Genomic DNA, 13,784 nt, shown 5'->3' on the forward strand with positions numbered 1-13,784 from the left:
AGGACAACGTGCTCGTCCAGACCCATCCCGCGCCACCGGAGACCGGCTTCCTCGGTCTCACCGACGCGGTGGGGACGCGCGGTTTCGACGTCGGGGCTCTATCCTGGAGCGTGATGAACGAGTCGTCCGCCCCACCGGCCCCTCGGCCCACACCCGATCCCCTAGACACCGCCCCGACACGCCCCGAGCAGGGTGCCGCCACGACCGCCTCCGGGCGGGACGGCGCCGCGGCCCGCCCCGGCGCCGACGAGCCCGGCATCGACGTCGCCGCGGAGACCCCGGCGGAACGCGCCGCCCGCTTCGAGCGCGACGCGATGCCCTACCTCGACCAGCTCTACAGTGCGGCGCTGCGCACGACGCGCAACCCCTCCGACGCCGAGGACCTCGTCCAGGAGACATACGCCAAGGCGTTCGCCGCGTTCCACCAGTACAAGCCGGGCACGAACCTCAAGGCGTGGCTGTACCGGATCCTCACGAACACGTACATCAATTCCTACCGCAAGAAGCAGCGGCAGCCGTTGCAGTCCGACGCGGCGGAGGTCGAGGACTACCAACTCGCCCGGGCCGAGTCGCACAGCTCGACCGGTCTGCGCTCGGCGGAGGTCGAGGCGCTCGACCACCTGCCCGACAGCGACGTGACCCGCGCGCTGGCGCAGCTCGGGGAGGACTTCCGCCTCGCCGTGTACCTCGCCGACGTCGAGGGCTTCGCCTACAAGGAGATCGCCGAGATCATGGACACGCCGATCGGCACCGTGATGTCGCGTCTCCACCGCGGGCGCCGTCAGCTCCGTGAGCTCCTCAACGACTACGCCGCCGAGCGCGGCTACTCGGGGGTGAAGTGATGGCCGACGCGGACACCCACCCCACCGACTGTTCCGAGGTCCGGCTGCGGGTCTTCGAGTACATCGACGCCGAGATGGACGCGGGGGACTGCGAACGTCTCAAGACGCACCTGGACGAGTGCGGGGCCTGCATGAGCGAGTACGAGCGTGATCTCGTGCTCAAGGCGCTCGTGCGGCGGTCCTGCGCGTGCCAGCCGGCGCCGCGCACCCTACGCATGCAGATCATGGCCCGCATCACGACGTTCGGGCTCACCCGCGAGGATGCGCCCCGGGCCGACTGAGGTCTCAAGGCTCCACGACGAACGAAGGCCCCGACCACCACAGGGTGGTCGGGGCCTTCGTTCGTGCCGACGCTCAGGCGTTGGGCTTGCGGCCGTGGTTGGCCTTGTTGCCCTTGCGGGCGCGGCGCTTGCGTGCTCGCTTGCTCATGGTGTGCTCCTTCGAGGCAGTGTCGTGCCGTCGGAGCATCTTCCCACATGCGTCCGGAGGCGCCCAAGCGGCGCGGCGCGAGGGGTGCGTGGCGGTGCGCCGGGGATGGGGGAGCCCCGTCGCCTCGCGCCGCGGGTCGACGACTCCGAGGGGGAGTGTCCAACATCGTCGAAATGGGTGGAACGGAATGGGTGGAACGGGCGCGCGTCCAGGTCACGGAATGGACGTCCGACCTATTCATTGGACTCGGTAAAAGTGGCAAAGAGTGGGCAAATAAAGGCCTGGATGCGTGCTCCGGACCTTGCTGGGTGGCTATGTTCAGAGCACTTCGAAGAACCGATGGGGGTCGGTTCTAAGAAGTAAATCTCGATTAGTCATCACCGTCGGCCGCTCCGACGCTCAGCACGAGAGTCCCTGGGGGAGAGGTGCGGCGGCGAACCACACGGATGGAGTTGATTGCGATGCGTGCCTCCCGTTGCTGGTGGTGGACCCCGTCCTTCTGAGGGCGGCCCTCCTCTGAATATCGGTATTCCTCGATTACGATCGGGGAATGAACAGCCTCACGTCGCCGCCTCCGGCCGATCAGCCGTTCCCCACGGGTGATCCGGCCGGAACGGCCGCAGGCGCACAGGACGCCCGTTCCGGCCCTCGCCGGAGCGGGCGTCCTGGCATGCTCGTCCCGCTCCTCCTCGCCGGGGCGCTCACCGCGGTCATCACGTCGTGGGCCACGGACATGCGCCCCATGGGGCTCTCCGACGCCTTCACGTTCACCCTCCTGCTCGTCGCCGCCGCGGCGAGCGCGGGTCTGCGGTTCGACCGGTCGGAGGAGCGCGTGTCGTTCTCGTTCACGGCCGTCGTGCTCCTCGCCGCGATCCCTCTCGTCGGTCCCCTCGGGGCGGTGCTCCTCGGCATCGGCGCCGCGGTGCTCGACGCCCGCCAGGGGTGGTGGCAGGCATGGGTCTTCAACGGCCTCATGTTCGGGCTGTCGGCGGCCGTCGCGTCGTCGGTCTACAAGCTCGCCCACGGTGCCGTGATGATCGAGGGGGTGCTCACCGTGGACGGGCGCCCCCTCCTCCTCGGCGAAGAACCCGCCGGGGTGCTCACCGCCTCCGTCGGCGTGCCGCTCCTCCTCGCCGACGCGGCCTTCCTCGCGACGAACCTCGTCGTCCTCCTCACCGTCACCCCACGGGACCCGACGACGCCGAGCCGTCTCGCCCTCGTCGGAGGGATGCTCCGCACCGTCCCCACCTTCCTCGCCTGGGCGCTCGTCGCGTTCGTCGTCGTCGTCCTGTGGGGGCCCGGGGGACTCGACGCCATCGCGTTGCTCCTCGTCACCGCGCCTCTCGTCCTCACGCGACACATGCACGGCCTGTTCTCCGCGGAGCGGCGAACCCGGACGGGTCTCATCCGGGCGATCGCGGGTGCGGGGCGCGACGACGGCGTCCGCGCCCACGACGAGCGGGTCGTCCGGTACGCCGACGCCCTCGCCCTCGAGATGGGGCTGCGGCCCGCGGACCGTGCGGCGGTGCACGACGCGGCGCGCCTCCACACCGTCGGCATGTCGGGCCCGTGCACGGCGGCACACCGCGTCGGTGAGCGGCGCGATCTCGCGGTCGCCTCGGCGGTGGCGGCCGACCAGGTGCTCGGCCGCATCGACTTCCTCGCCGACGCCGCCCGGGCCGTCCGGCTCGAGGGAGAGTGGTTCGACGGTACGGGGGGTCCGGATGGGTTGCGGGCCGACGCGATCCCCGTCCATGCACGGATCCTCGCGGTGGCCGATGCGGCGGACGTCCTCGTCACGACGTCGGACGCGTCCCGCGCCGACGCCGAGCTCGTGCGGCGCCTACGGTCGATGGCGGGTCGTCGCTTCGATCCGGCGGGCGTCGCCGCGCTCGCGGCCGTCCTCGACGTGGCGGAGGACGTCGACGAGTTCGACGGACCCCCCGAGCCCGGCGCGGGCGCGTCCGCCGGGGCCGGCGACGCCGGTGTCCCGCAACACCACGGCGGAGACGATTCCGCGGCGGCCGGGGCGGGAGCGCCGGTGGCGCGCACGCTTCCCGCGGGGCGTACGACGCGGCCGATCCGCGGGGCCCGCGCCTCGCGCGGGTCGGGTCTGCGTGAGGGGACGGTCGGGGGGAGGCGGCGATGACCTCCGCGACCACACCGCCTCCGGCCGTCGACATCACCGCGGAGGCGTCCCACGGCATCGAGGCGCACCCGTCCGTCTTCGCGCACGAACGCCGCGAGCGTGGGTTCCGCATCGCCACCGGCGGGATCTGGCTCCTACTCGTGGCCGTCGTCGGCGCTGCAGTGGTCGGCGTGGCGCGACCGGACACGTTCGACGTCGCCCAGGAGTGGCTCATGCTCGCGCTCTTCCTCGCGACGATCACGGCCGGGGCATCGATGCAGACGCCGGTCCTACCGGGGCGCGGCCCCGGACCCGCCGAGCCCTCCCGCACGATCGACGTCGGGGCCACGGCGGCGCTCGCGCTCACCGTCGACCACGGACTCACCGACCACCACGCCGCGCCGTCGACCGTCCTCGTCGTCGCGGTGGCGGCGGTCGGTCTCGTCGTCGGGGGCCTCCTCGCCGCACGGTCCTTCTCCGGACGCGCGCTCGCGGCGGTCCTCCGGCGGTATCTGCCGCGCATCGTCACGGTGGCGGGCCTCGTGGTCCTGCTCCGTGACCTCGGCGCCGCCCGCCCCCTGCGCGCCGCGCTCCTCGAGGCGCCGCCGCAGGCGGGGGCCGTCGTACTCCTCGCGATGATCTACGGGGCGCTCATCCTCGAAGTGCCGCTGCGGATGGAGTTCTCCACGCCCCGCGTGGGAAGCCGTCGGGACGCCTATGCCGACGCGTTGGAGGAGAGCCTCACGCTCGGTGTCGTGCCGGCGGCGACGGCCGTGCTCGTCGCGGTGGCGCAGCCGCTGCTCGGCCCGCCGGCGCTTCCACTCATCCTCCTGCCCCTCGTCTTCAATCAGATCGCCGTGCGCCGCCACGACGAGATGCGCGAACACGCCCGCCAGAGCGTCGTCGCCCTCTCGCACCTCCCGGAGGCGATGGGGGTCGTCCGCCCCGGTCACGCCGCGCGCGTCGCGCACCTCTCGACGGAGATCGGCCGGGAGCTCGGCATGGGGCGTCGCGACCTCGCCGAGACCGAGCGTGCCGCGCTGCTCCACGACCTCGGACAGGTGCGTCTCGTGCGCCCCGTCCCGTCGGGCGCCACCGTGCTCGCGGCGCCCGCCGACCAGGAGGAGATCGCCCTCGACGGTGCGGAGATCGCCCGGGCCTCGGGGGTGCTCGACGAGGAGGCGGCGATCATCGAGGCGCAGGCCGTGCCCTACCGGCACCACGTCTCCCACCGCCGGGCGCAGCCTCTCGCGAGCCGCGTCATCAAGGTCGCGAACGCCTACGACGACCTCCTCACCGGGGCCTCCGCCGGGTTGCCCCTGCCGGGGCCGGACGCGGCGCTCGAACGCCTCTACCTCGGCCTCGGCCACGAGTACGACCCGCGCGTCGTCGACGTGCTCGACGCGCTCGTCCACGGGGTGTCGGGCCAGGGAGGCAGCTCGGTCGAGCAGGTGAGGACTTAAGATCAGGGAGGACTCGACCATCGAACATCTCGGCGGCGACGCCGAAGTGAGGAATTCTCGCGTGAACATCACCGTCGTGGGCCTCGGCAAGATCGGCCTCCCCCTCGCCGTGCAGTTCGCCTCGAAGGGCCATCGTGTCCTCGGGGCGGACGTCAACCCGGCCGTCGTCGAGTCGGTCAACGCCGGCACCGAGCCGTTCCCGGGCGAGGCGCACCTCCAGGAGAAGCTCGTCGAGGCCGTCGACGCCGGGCTCATCGAGGCGACGACGGACACCGCCTCGGCCGTCTCCCAGTCCGACGCCGTCGTCATCGTCGTCCCCCTGTTCGTCGACGCGGACGGCAAGCCCGACTTCGGCTGGATGGAGTCGGCGACGAAGGACATCGCCCGCGGCCTCAAGCCCGACACCCTCGTCTCCTACGAGACCACCCTGCCGGTCGGCACGACCCGCGGTCGCTGGAAGCCGATGCTCGAGGAGGGCTCGGGACTGGTGGAGGGCAAGGATTTCCACCTCGTGTTCTCCCCGGAGCGCGTCCTCACCGGTCGTGTGTTCGCCGACCTCCGCAAATACCCCAAGCTCATCGGTGGACTCGACGGCCTCCGCGGGGCGGGCGTGCAGCGCGGCATCGAGTTCTACGAGTCGGTCCTCGACTTCGACGAGCGCCCCGACCTCGAGCGCGGCAACGGCGTGTGGGACCTCGGCTCCGCCGAGGCCGCCGAGATGGCCAAGCTCGCCGAGACGACGTACCGCGACGTCAACATCGGCCTCGCCAATCAGTTCGGCCGGTTCGCCGCCGACAACGGCATCGACGTCTACCAGGTCATCGAGGCGAGCAACTCCCAGCCGTACAGCCACATCCACCGCCCCGGCATCGCCGTCGGCGGCCACTGCATCCCCGTCTACCCGCGCCTGTACCTGTGGAACGACCCGGAGGCCACCGTCGTCCGCGCCGCCCGCGAAGCGAACGCCGACATGCCCGCCTACACCGTGGGCCTGGCCAAGGGGGCCGCCGGTGACCTCTCGGGAAAGAAGGTCGTCGTGCTCGGCGCCTCCTACCGCGGCGGCGTCAAGGAGACGGCGTTCTCCGGCGTCTTCCCGACGGTCGACGCGCTGAAGGCCGAGGGTGCGCAGGTGCTCGTCCACGACCCGATGTACTCCGACGAGGAGCTCGCGAAGTTCGGCTGGGACGCCTACCACGCGGGCGAGGACGTCGACGTCGCCATCGTCCAGGCCGACCACGCCGAGTACGCACAGCTCACGAAGGCCGACCTGCCCGGCGTCTCCGTCGTCGTCGACGGCCGCAACTTCCTCGACGCCGACGAGTTCGAGGGCGTGACGTTCCGCACCGTGGGCCGCGCCTGACGGCTCCACCCGGGAACCCCGGTTCCCCACGACGACGCCCGCCCCTCACCTCGAGGGGCAGGCGTCGTCGCGTGTGGCGGGGTGGGGGGACTCGGGCGCGCAGGTCGGCCAGGGCCTCGGGCGATTCCGGCAGGAGCTGGTCGCCGTCCACGACGAGCACCTGACCGGTGACGTACCGCGCCCCGTCGGAGGCGAAGAACGCCGCTGCGTGGCCGATGTCCTTCGGGGCGCCGAGGGTGCCCCTGGGGGCGGCCACCGCCATGCGGTCGAGGTACTCCTCGCCGAGGGCGCGCAGGCCCTCGCAGACGACGTCGCCCGGCAGGACGGCGTCGACCGCGACGCCGTGCGGGGCGAGCTCCATCGCCGTCGTCCGCATGTGCCCGAGCTGCACGGCGTCCGGCGCGCCGTGGTGCGACCACCCGGGACAGCCGGTGAACGGCCCCGTGATCGACGACGTGAGGACGACCCGTCGCCGCCCGTGCCTCCTCGCACGCCTGCTCGGTGAGCCCCGTGTCGAGGACCCGGGGCCCCTCCTGCAGGAGCACGGTGGCGATGCCGAGCCCGATGCATCTCGTGCCCCCGGTGACGAGAGCCGTTCTGCCGTCGAGCGTCCCAGCCATGACGCCCACGTCCCGGTCGCGACCGGGCCCCTCCCTGCCGCCGTCTCCGACGCTGTCGCGGGGGCCACTGCGGGGAAGGAAACCGGGCGGGTGACGGAGGTGATCGGTCGCCTCGTGCAGACGGCGGGACGGGGCCGGGTGTCCCGGACACCGCACCGGCGCGGACGATGCACCGGCGCAGGCCGGTTCGCCCGTAACCTGGGAGGTGTGCGCTATCTCTCCACCCGTGACCCCCAGGGCGAGGCCACCCTCTCGTTCTGCGACATCCTCATCGGCGGCCTCGCGCCCGACGGCGGGCTCTACCTGCCCGAGTCCTACCCGCAGGTGGACGCCGACACCCTCGCCCGCTGGCGACGGCTGCTCGAGGAGGAGGGATACGCCGCCCTCGCCCACGCGATCCTCTCGCTGTACGTCGACGACATCCCGGATGCAGACCTGAGGGGCATCTGCGAGCGCGCGTACACCGCGGAGAAGTTCGGCACGAAGGAGATCGTCCCGGTCGCCCGGCTCGACGGGAGTCTCTTCCTCGGGCACCTCTCCAACGGGCCCACCGCCGCGTTCAAGGACATGGCGATGCAGCTCCTCGGGGAGCTCTTCGAGTACGAACTGCGGCGCCGCGACTCCTCCCTCGCGATCCTCGGCGCGACGAGCGGCGACACGGGGAGCGCCGCGATCTTCGCGATGAAGGGCCGGCCGAACATCCACGTCTTCATGCTCAGCCCCGCCGGACGTATGACCCCGTTCCAGCAGGCGCAGATGTTCAGTGTCGACGACCCCCACGTCGTCAACATGGCCGTCGACGGCGTCTTCGACGACTGCCAGGACATCGTCAAGAAGGTGTCCTCGGACCTCGACTTCAAGGAGCTCCACCGCCTCGGCGCGGTCAACTCGATCAACTGGGCACGGCTCCTCGCCCAGGTCGTCTACTACGTCGCCTGCTGGCTGCGCGCGACCGACGGGCTCGAGGACGCCGACGCGCGTGAGGTCTCGTTCGTCGTCCCCACCGGCAACTTCGGCAACGTCTGCGCCGGGCACGTCGCCCGTCAGATGGGGGTGCCGATCGACACCCTCGTCGTCGCGACGAACGAGAACGACGTCCTCGACGAGTTCTTCCGCACCGGCGTCTACCGCGTGCGCACGAGCACCGAGACGCACGAGACGAGTTCGCCGTCCATGGACATCTCCAAGGCGAGCAACCTCGAGCGGTTCGTCTTCGACCTCCTGCACCGCGACGGCGCCCGCACGGCCGAGCTCTTCGCCGGCCTCTCCACCGGCGAGGGCTTCGACCTCTCCGGCGACCCCGTCTTCGGAGACGTCCGGGACCGCTTCGGATTCGCCTCCGGCACGTCCACGCACGCCGACCGTGTCTCGACGATCGCCGCCGTCGAGAAGAAGTACGGCGTCCTCGTCGACCCCCACACCGCCGACGCCCTCAAGGTCGCCTTCGACGTCCTCGACGGCGGCGACGTCGACACCCCCCTCGTCGTCCTCGAGACCGCCCTCCCCGTCAAGTTCGCCTCGACCATCGTCGAGGCCGTCGGCCGCGAACCCGAGATCCCCGACGCCTACGCCTACCTCCGCGACGCCGACCGCCACGTCATGGACATCGGCAACGACGCCGACCTCGTCAAGAAGGTCATCGTCGACACGCTCACGCAGTGACCCCGCTCCTCGACTCCGACGGGCGCCGCCTCGGCCGGGGTCGTACCGTGAGCCCGAGACCTGCCGTCACCGAGGAGCATTCATGAACACCCCCGACGTCGTCCGCAACGCGCAGAAGCTCGTCAGCGACCAGGAAGGCAAGAGCTTCCCTCCGCAGGAGCAGACCCCGCCCGGCCTCACCGGCGAGATGACCCCCGTGCCCGACCACGGCGAGACCACCTGGACCGGCCGTGACCGCCTCACCGGGCTCAAGGCGTTCATCACCGGCGGCGACTCCGGCATCGGTCGGGCCGTCGCCATCGCGTTCGCCCGTGAGGGCGCGGACGTCGCCCTCGGGTACATGCCGGAGGAACAGGTCGACGCCGAGGAGACCGCGCGCCTCGTCCGCGAGGCCGGACGTACCGCCGTGCTCGTCCCCGCCGACCTGCGCACGCACGCCGAGTGCGAGCGGTCGATCACCGAGGCCGTCGAGGGCCTTGGCAGACTCGACGTCCTCGTCAACAACGCCGGGTTCCACTGGTCCCGTGGTGAGGAGGGTCTCGCGGGGCTCGACCTCGACGACGTCGAGCGCACGCTGAGGACGAACCTCCACGCCGTCATCTGGCTGTGCAAGGCCGCCCTGCCGCACCTGGGGGAGGGGTCCTGCATCATCAACACGAGTTCGGTGCAGGCCTACGACCCCTCCACGGCCCTCATCGACTACGCCGCCACGAAGGCCGCGATCAACAACCTCACGGTCAACCTCGCCGCCGACCTCGGGCCGAAGGGCATCCGCGTCAACGCCGTGGCCCCCGGCCCGATCTGGACCCCGCTGCAGCCCGCGACGCGCAAGGCGTCCGACGTCGAGACCTTCGGTGCCGACACCCCGCTCGGCCGCCCCGGTCAGCCCGCCGAGATGGCCGGCGCCTACGTGTTCCTCGCCTCGCCCGAGGAGGCGAGCTACGTCTCCGGCACGGTCGTCGGCGTCACCGGCGGCAAGCCCGTCTTCTGAGCCGCCGCCCACCCCGGGACGCACTGCCCCGACGCCCCGCCCGCACCCGGTGCCGGTGGGGCGTCGGCGTGTCGGGGCCGGGTCGGGCGGGCAGGAACGAGACGCGTCAGGCCCAGTCGAGGAACTCGTGGACCTGCGCGACGAACGTGTCGACGCGGGCCGGGTCGTACTCGGGCAGGTGAGGCTCGGTGAAGAGGTGCCCGTGGCCGGGTAGGACGTGGTCCTCGAACATCCCACCGGAGACCTCGACGGCCTCACGGAGGTCGGCGACGTCGGAGGGGCGCACCCAGTGGTCCTCCTCGAAGCGGTGCACCTGCACGGGGATCCCCGGCCATGACCCGGAGACGGGGTTCGTGTTGCCGACGAGGACGAGATGCCCCATCGCAGGGCGTTCCGCGGCGAGGCGGTGGGCGAACGAGGCGCCGAGAGAGAACCCGAGGAACGACGTCGTCGGGTCGAGACCGGCGATGTCGCCCCGGACCCGGTCGAGGAGGGCCTGATAGCCGATGGCGTCGCGGTGGGCGATGCCCTGCGCCTCCGTCGTGAACACCCGCCCCCGGTAGAAGTCGGGGACGTGGACGCGCCGTCCCGTGGCGGCGAGGGCCTCGGCGACGGCGCGGACGCCTCGCGTCTGCCCGTACGCGGAGTGGAGGATGACGAGGTCGGCGCTCATGCTCTCGACCGTAGCGACGCGGCCGTGGTGCCGTCACCGTCGGGGCCCGGCCCCGAACGGGATCCGGAGACGACACCGACCGCCCGTTGACGCGCGCCGGAGCCTCGGGGCTGCGACACGCCGTCGACGGACGGCCGGTGTGACTCCGCGCCGGTGCGGTCGTGGTGCGCGGCCGGGGAACTCAGCGGGCGCGGTCGACGAGGACCTTCGCGACGCGGTCGGCGGTGTGGCCGTCGCCGTAGGGCGTGCCGCGGTCGGCCTCGGGGGCGGGGCGCAGGGCGACGTCGGCGACCTGGGAGAGGTCGTCGTCCAGGATGTTCCATCCCCCCTGGAGGGTCTCCACCCATTCGGTCTCGGGCCGGATCGTCGTGCAGGGCGCGCCGAGGAGGTACGCCTCCTTCTGCAGGCCACCCGAGTCGGTGACGACGCCCGCGGAGCCCATGACGGCGCGGACCATCTGGGGATAGGCGAGGGGAGAGGTGCCGAAGAGCGACCCGCCCTCGAGGGCCAGCCCGTGTTCCTTCGCCTTGGCGACGAGTCGCGGGTGGGCGAGGAGGACCACCGGCGCGGGTGCGGCGCGCAGGGCGTCGAGGATCGCGCCGAGCCGTTCCTTGGTGTCGGTGTTGTCGGGGCGGTGGATCGTCGCGAGGAGGAATGGTGCCTCGAGGTCGATGTCGCCGACGCCGGAGACGTCGAGCGCATCGGTGAGCGGGGTGTCGGCGACCTGGTCACGCACCATGTGGCACACGTCCGTCATGACGTCGCCGACCATGACGCTGCGCTCGGCGAGACCCTCGTGGGAGAGGTGACGCATCGCCTCGTCGGTGGGCGCGAGGAGGAGATCGGCCGCGTGGTCGGTGAGGACACGGTTGTGCTCCTCCGGCATCCGACGGTTGAAGCTGCGCAGCCCGGCCTCGAGGTGCGCGACGGGCAGGTGCATCTTCACCGCCGACACGGCCGCGGCGAGGGTGGAGTTCGTGTCGCCGTAGACGAGGACCCAGTCGGGGCGGTGCTCCTCGAGCACCGGGTCGAGGCCCGCGAGCATCGCGCCCGTCTGCACCCCGTGGCTGCCGGAGCCCACGCCGAGGTGGACGTCGGGGGCGGGGATGCGCAGGTCCTCGAAGAACACGTCCGACATCACCGCGTCGTAGTGCTGCCCCGTGTGGACGATGACGTGCTCGACGTCGGCGTCGGTGAGCGCGTGGGCCACGGGCCCGAGCTTGACGAACTGCGGGCGTGCGCCCACGACACTCAGGACCTTCATAGGGGTGACCTTTCACGAGTGGAGTTGCGGCGACGGTAGGCTGACCGAGGTGACGGTCGTGCCTGACGCCGCCCATTCTGCCCCGAGCGCCCTCACGGGCGTCGAGCGGTCGGTTCGTGTCGGAGTCCCCGACGCCTCCGACGATCGGGGTGTCGGGCCGGTCGCCCGCATGACGGAAGGTCGCGCGGAGCGTGGCCGTCGACGAACTGCAGGACGCCTGGAAGGGGCTTGCTCGACATGACCGACTTCATCCCACCCGCCAAACCGCTCATCGGTGACGAGGAGCGCGCCGCCGTCGACCGGGTGCTGCGCAGCGGGATGCTCGCACAGGGTCCTGAGGTCAAGGCGTTCGAGGAGGAGTTCTCGGCGCACTTCGGCCTCGGCCGCGAGTGCGTGGCCGTCAACTCCGGCACCTCCGGCCAGCACCTCGGCCTCCTGTCCTCCGGAGTCAAGGCGGGCGACGAGGTCATCGTCCCCTCCTTCACGTTCGCCGCGACGGCCAACTCGGTCGCGCTCACGGGTGCGACGCCGGTGTTCGCCGACATCGAGCCCGACAGCTTCTGCCTCGACCCGAAGAGCGTCGAGGCCGCGATCACCGAGCGCACCGTCGGCATCATGCCGGTGCACCTCTACGGCCACCCGGCGAACATGCCCGGCCTCTTCGAGGTCGCGACGAAGCACGGGCTCATGGTCTTCGAGGACGCCGCCCAGGCCCACGGCGCGTCGCTGAACGGCACGCCCGTCGGCGCGTTCGGCACGTTCGCGATGTTCAGCCTCTACCCGACGAAGAACATGACCTCGGGCGAGGGCGGCATGGTCTCCTGCGAGGACGCCGAGGTGGCGCGCAAGGTGCGGCTCTACCGCAACCAGGGCATGGAGAAGCAGTACCACAACGAGGTCGTCGGCCTGAACAACCGCATGACCGACATCCACGCCGCCATCGGCCGCGTGCAGCTCACGAAGGTCGACGCCTGGACGCGCACGCGTCAGGAGAACGCCGCGTTCCTCTCGGCCAACATCGCCGGCGTCACCACGCCGCCGGTCGCCGAGGGTGCCGTGCACGTCTACCACCAGTACACGGTCCGCGTTCCCGAGGGGCGGGACGAGTTCGCCCGCGCGCTCAAGGACGAGTACAACATCGGCTCCGGCATGTTCTACCCCGTGCCCAACCACGAGCTCGCGCCGTTCGCGAACAACGCGCACGCCGACCTCCCCGAGACGCAGCGGGCGGCGAAGGAGTGCCTGTCGCTCCCCGTCCACCCGAGCGTCGACCAGGCCGGCCTCGAGCGCATCGTCGAGGCCGTCAACGCGCTCGCGAAGGCGGGTGCGTGATGGCGAACCTCCGCGCAGGCCTCATCGGCCTCGGCATGATGGGCCGCCACCACGGCCGCGTCCTCGCCGGGCTCGAGGGCGTCGACCTCGTCGCCGTCGCCGACGTGAGCGGGCAGGACCCCCACGGCGTCGCCAAGGGTCGTCCGCTCCTCTCCAGCGTCGACGAACTCATCGAGCAGAACCTCGACTACTGCATGGTCGCCGTGCCCACGGCGTTCCACGTCGACGTCGCCCTCGCACTCGCGGAGGCCGGCGTCCACGCGATGATCGAGAAGCCGCTCGCCACCGACACGCCCGGCGCGCAGAAGATCGCCGACGCGTTCGCCGAGAAGGGTCTCGTCGGCGCGGTCGGCCACATCGAGCGGTACAACCCGGCGTTGCAGCAGGCGCGGGCCCGCATCGAGAACGGCGACCTCGGCGACGTGTACCAGATCGTCACGCGGCGCCAGGGCCCGTTCCCGGCGCGCATCGCCGACGTCGGCGTCGTCAAGGACCTCGCCACCCACGACATCGACCTCACGAGCTGGGTGCGGCAGCAGCCGTTCTCCTCCGTCGCGGCCCGCACGGCGTTCCGCAGCGGTCGTGAGTTCGAGGACATGGTCTCCGTCACCGGACAACTCGCCGACGGCACGATCACGAGCCACCTCGTCAACTGGCTGTCGCCGTTCAAGGAGCGCGTCACGGTCATCACCGGTGAGAAGGGCGCGTTCATCGCCGACACCCTCACCGCCGACCTCACGTTCCACGCCAACGGCAACATCCGCACCGAGTGGGACGACGTCGCGAACTTCCGCGGGGTGTCCGAGGGCGACGTCGTGCGTTACGCGATCAGCAAGCGCGAACCGCTCCTCGTCGAGCACGAGAACTTCCGCGACGCGGTGCTCGGCAAGGAATCCGACATCGTCACCCTCGAGCAGGGTCTCCAGGTCGTCCGGGTCGCCGAGGCCGTCCTCGAGTCCGCGAGCACGGGACGCACGATCGAACTCTGACGCACCTCGCCTCCGAGGAGGCCCCCGTCCG

13 protein-coding genes are annotated in these 13,784 nt (G+C 71.5%); 9 read left to right on the forward strand and 4 right to left on the reverse strand.

What is annotated here, in order from left to right:
* Nucleotides 1-8 precede the first annotated feature (8 nt).
* Both MOPEL_RS07815 and rsrA read left to right on the forward strand, forming a co-directional pair.
* Nucleotides 9-842, forward strand: coding sequence for a sigma-70 family RNA polymerase sigma factor (locus MOPEL_RS07815; RefSeq protein ID WP_009482337.1), 834 nt, complete (start codon nucleotides 9-11; stop codon nucleotides 840-842).
* The gene (rsrA, locus tag MOPEL_RS07820) at nucleotides 842-1,123 is read left to right on the forward strand and encodes a mycothiol system anti-sigma-R factor (protein WP_009482338.1); all 282 of its coding nucleotides are present in this window, start codon (nucleotides 842-844) and stop codon (nucleotides 1,121-1,123) included. The genes MOPEL_RS07815 and rsrA overlap by 1 nt, the downstream gene beginning before the upstream one ends.
* 73 nt (nucleotides 1,124-1,196) lie before the next feature.
* Here rsrA and MOPEL_RS18970 read toward each other — a convergent pair whose 3' ends face one another.
* Nucleotides 1,197-1,271, reverse strand: a complete 75-nt coding sequence (locus tag MOPEL_RS18970) for a 50S ribosomal protein bL37 (protein WP_373279733.1) — start codon at nucleotides 1,269-1,271, stop codon at nucleotides 1,197-1,199.
* Between the two features lie 550 nt (nucleotides 1,272-1,821).
* On the opposite strand from MOPEL_RS18970, the gene MOPEL_RS07825 reads away from it, so the two are divergent.
* From MOPEL_RS07825 to MOPEL_RS07835, 3 genes are all read left to right on the forward strand, one after another.
* The gene (locus tag MOPEL_RS07825) at nucleotides 1,822-3,420 is read left to right on the forward strand and encodes an HD-GYP domain-containing protein (protein WP_141631241.1); all 1,599 of its coding nucleotides are present in this window, start codon (nucleotides 1,822-1,824) and stop codon (nucleotides 3,418-3,420) included.
* Complete coding sequence (locus tag MOPEL_RS15930; protein WP_009482340.1) at nucleotides 3,417-4,862, forward strand: HD-GYP domain-containing protein; 1,446 nt, start codon at nucleotides 3,417-3,419, stop codon at nucleotides 4,860-4,862. Before MOPEL_RS07825 ends, MOPEL_RS15930 begins: the two co-directional genes overlap by 4 nt.
* A 61-nt stretch (nucleotides 4,863-4,923) precedes the next feature.
* A complete protein-coding gene (locus MOPEL_RS07835) occupies nucleotides 4,924-6,222 on the forward strand; it encodes a nucleotide sugar dehydrogenase (protein WP_009482341.1) in 1,299 nt (432 codons plus the stop codon).
* On the opposite strand, the gene MOPEL_RS16610 is transcribed toward MOPEL_RS07835, so the two are convergent.
* On the reverse strand, nucleotides 6,116-7,015 hold the full coding sequence (locus MOPEL_RS16610) for an SDR family oxidoreductase (RefSeq protein ID WP_083841791.1): 900 nt from the start codon (nucleotides 7,013-7,015) through the stop codon (nucleotides 6,116-6,118). The two genes, MOPEL_RS07835 and MOPEL_RS16610, sit on opposite strands and share 107 nt — an antisense overlap.
* Before the next feature lie 34 nt (nucleotides 7,016-7,049).
* Between MOPEL_RS16610 and thrC the strand changes: the two genes are divergently transcribed.
* A complete protein-coding gene (gene thrC / locus MOPEL_RS07840) occupies nucleotides 7,050-8,504 on the forward strand; it encodes a threonine synthase (RefSeq protein WP_009482342.1) in 1,455 nt (484 codons plus the stop codon).
* Between the two features lie 82 nt (nucleotides 8,505-8,586).
* Nucleotides 8,587-9,495 carry an SDR family oxidoreductase gene (locus tag MOPEL_RS07845; protein WP_009482343.1) on the forward strand — a complete coding sequence of 303 codons (909 nt, stop codon included), beginning with the start codon at nucleotides 8,587-8,589 and terminating at the stop codon, nucleotides 9,493-9,495.
* Between the two features lie 106 nt (nucleotides 9,496-9,601).
* Here MOPEL_RS07845 and MOPEL_RS07850 read toward each other — a convergent pair whose 3' ends face one another.
* Nucleotides 9,602-10,168 carry a dienelactone hydrolase family protein gene (locus MOPEL_RS07850; protein WP_009482344.1) on the reverse strand — a complete coding sequence of 189 codons (567 nt, stop codon included), beginning with the start codon at nucleotides 10,166-10,168 and terminating at the stop codon, nucleotides 9,602-9,604.
* A gap of 181 nt (nucleotides 10,169-10,349) precedes the next feature.
* Nucleotides 10,350-11,432, reverse strand: a complete 1,083-nt coding sequence (wecB, locus tag MOPEL_RS07855) for a non-hydrolyzing UDP-N-acetylglucosamine 2-epimerase (RefSeq protein WP_009482345.1) — start codon at nucleotides 11,430-11,432, stop codon at nucleotides 10,350-10,352.
* Between the two features lie 237 nt (nucleotides 11,433-11,669).
* Here wecB and MOPEL_RS07860 point away from each other — a divergent pair, with 237 nt between their 5' ends.
* Both MOPEL_RS07860 and MOPEL_RS07865 read left to right on the forward strand, forming a co-directional pair.
* Nucleotides 11,670-12,764 (forward strand): DegT/DnrJ/EryC1/StrS family aminotransferase, encoded by a 1,095-nt coding sequence (locus MOPEL_RS07860; protein WP_040633488.1) that lies wholly within the window; start codon nucleotides 11,670-11,672, stop codon nucleotides 12,762-12,764.
* Nucleotides 12,764-13,753: a Gfo/Idh/MocA family protein gene (locus tag MOPEL_RS07865; protein ID WP_009482347.1), complete on the forward strand. Its 990-nt coding sequence runs from the start codon at nucleotides 12,764-12,766 to the stop codon at nucleotides 13,751-13,753. The genes MOPEL_RS07860 and MOPEL_RS07865 overlap by 1 nt, the downstream gene beginning before the upstream one ends.
* The last annotated feature ends 31 nt before the right edge of the window (nucleotides 13,754-13,784 follow it).

The sequence above is a fragment of the Mobilicoccus pelagius NBRC 104925 genome, assembly GCF_000247995.1.
Classification (GTDB): Bacteria; Actinomycetota; Actinomycetes; order Actinomycetales; family Dermatophilaceae; genus Mobilicoccus; species Mobilicoccus pelagius.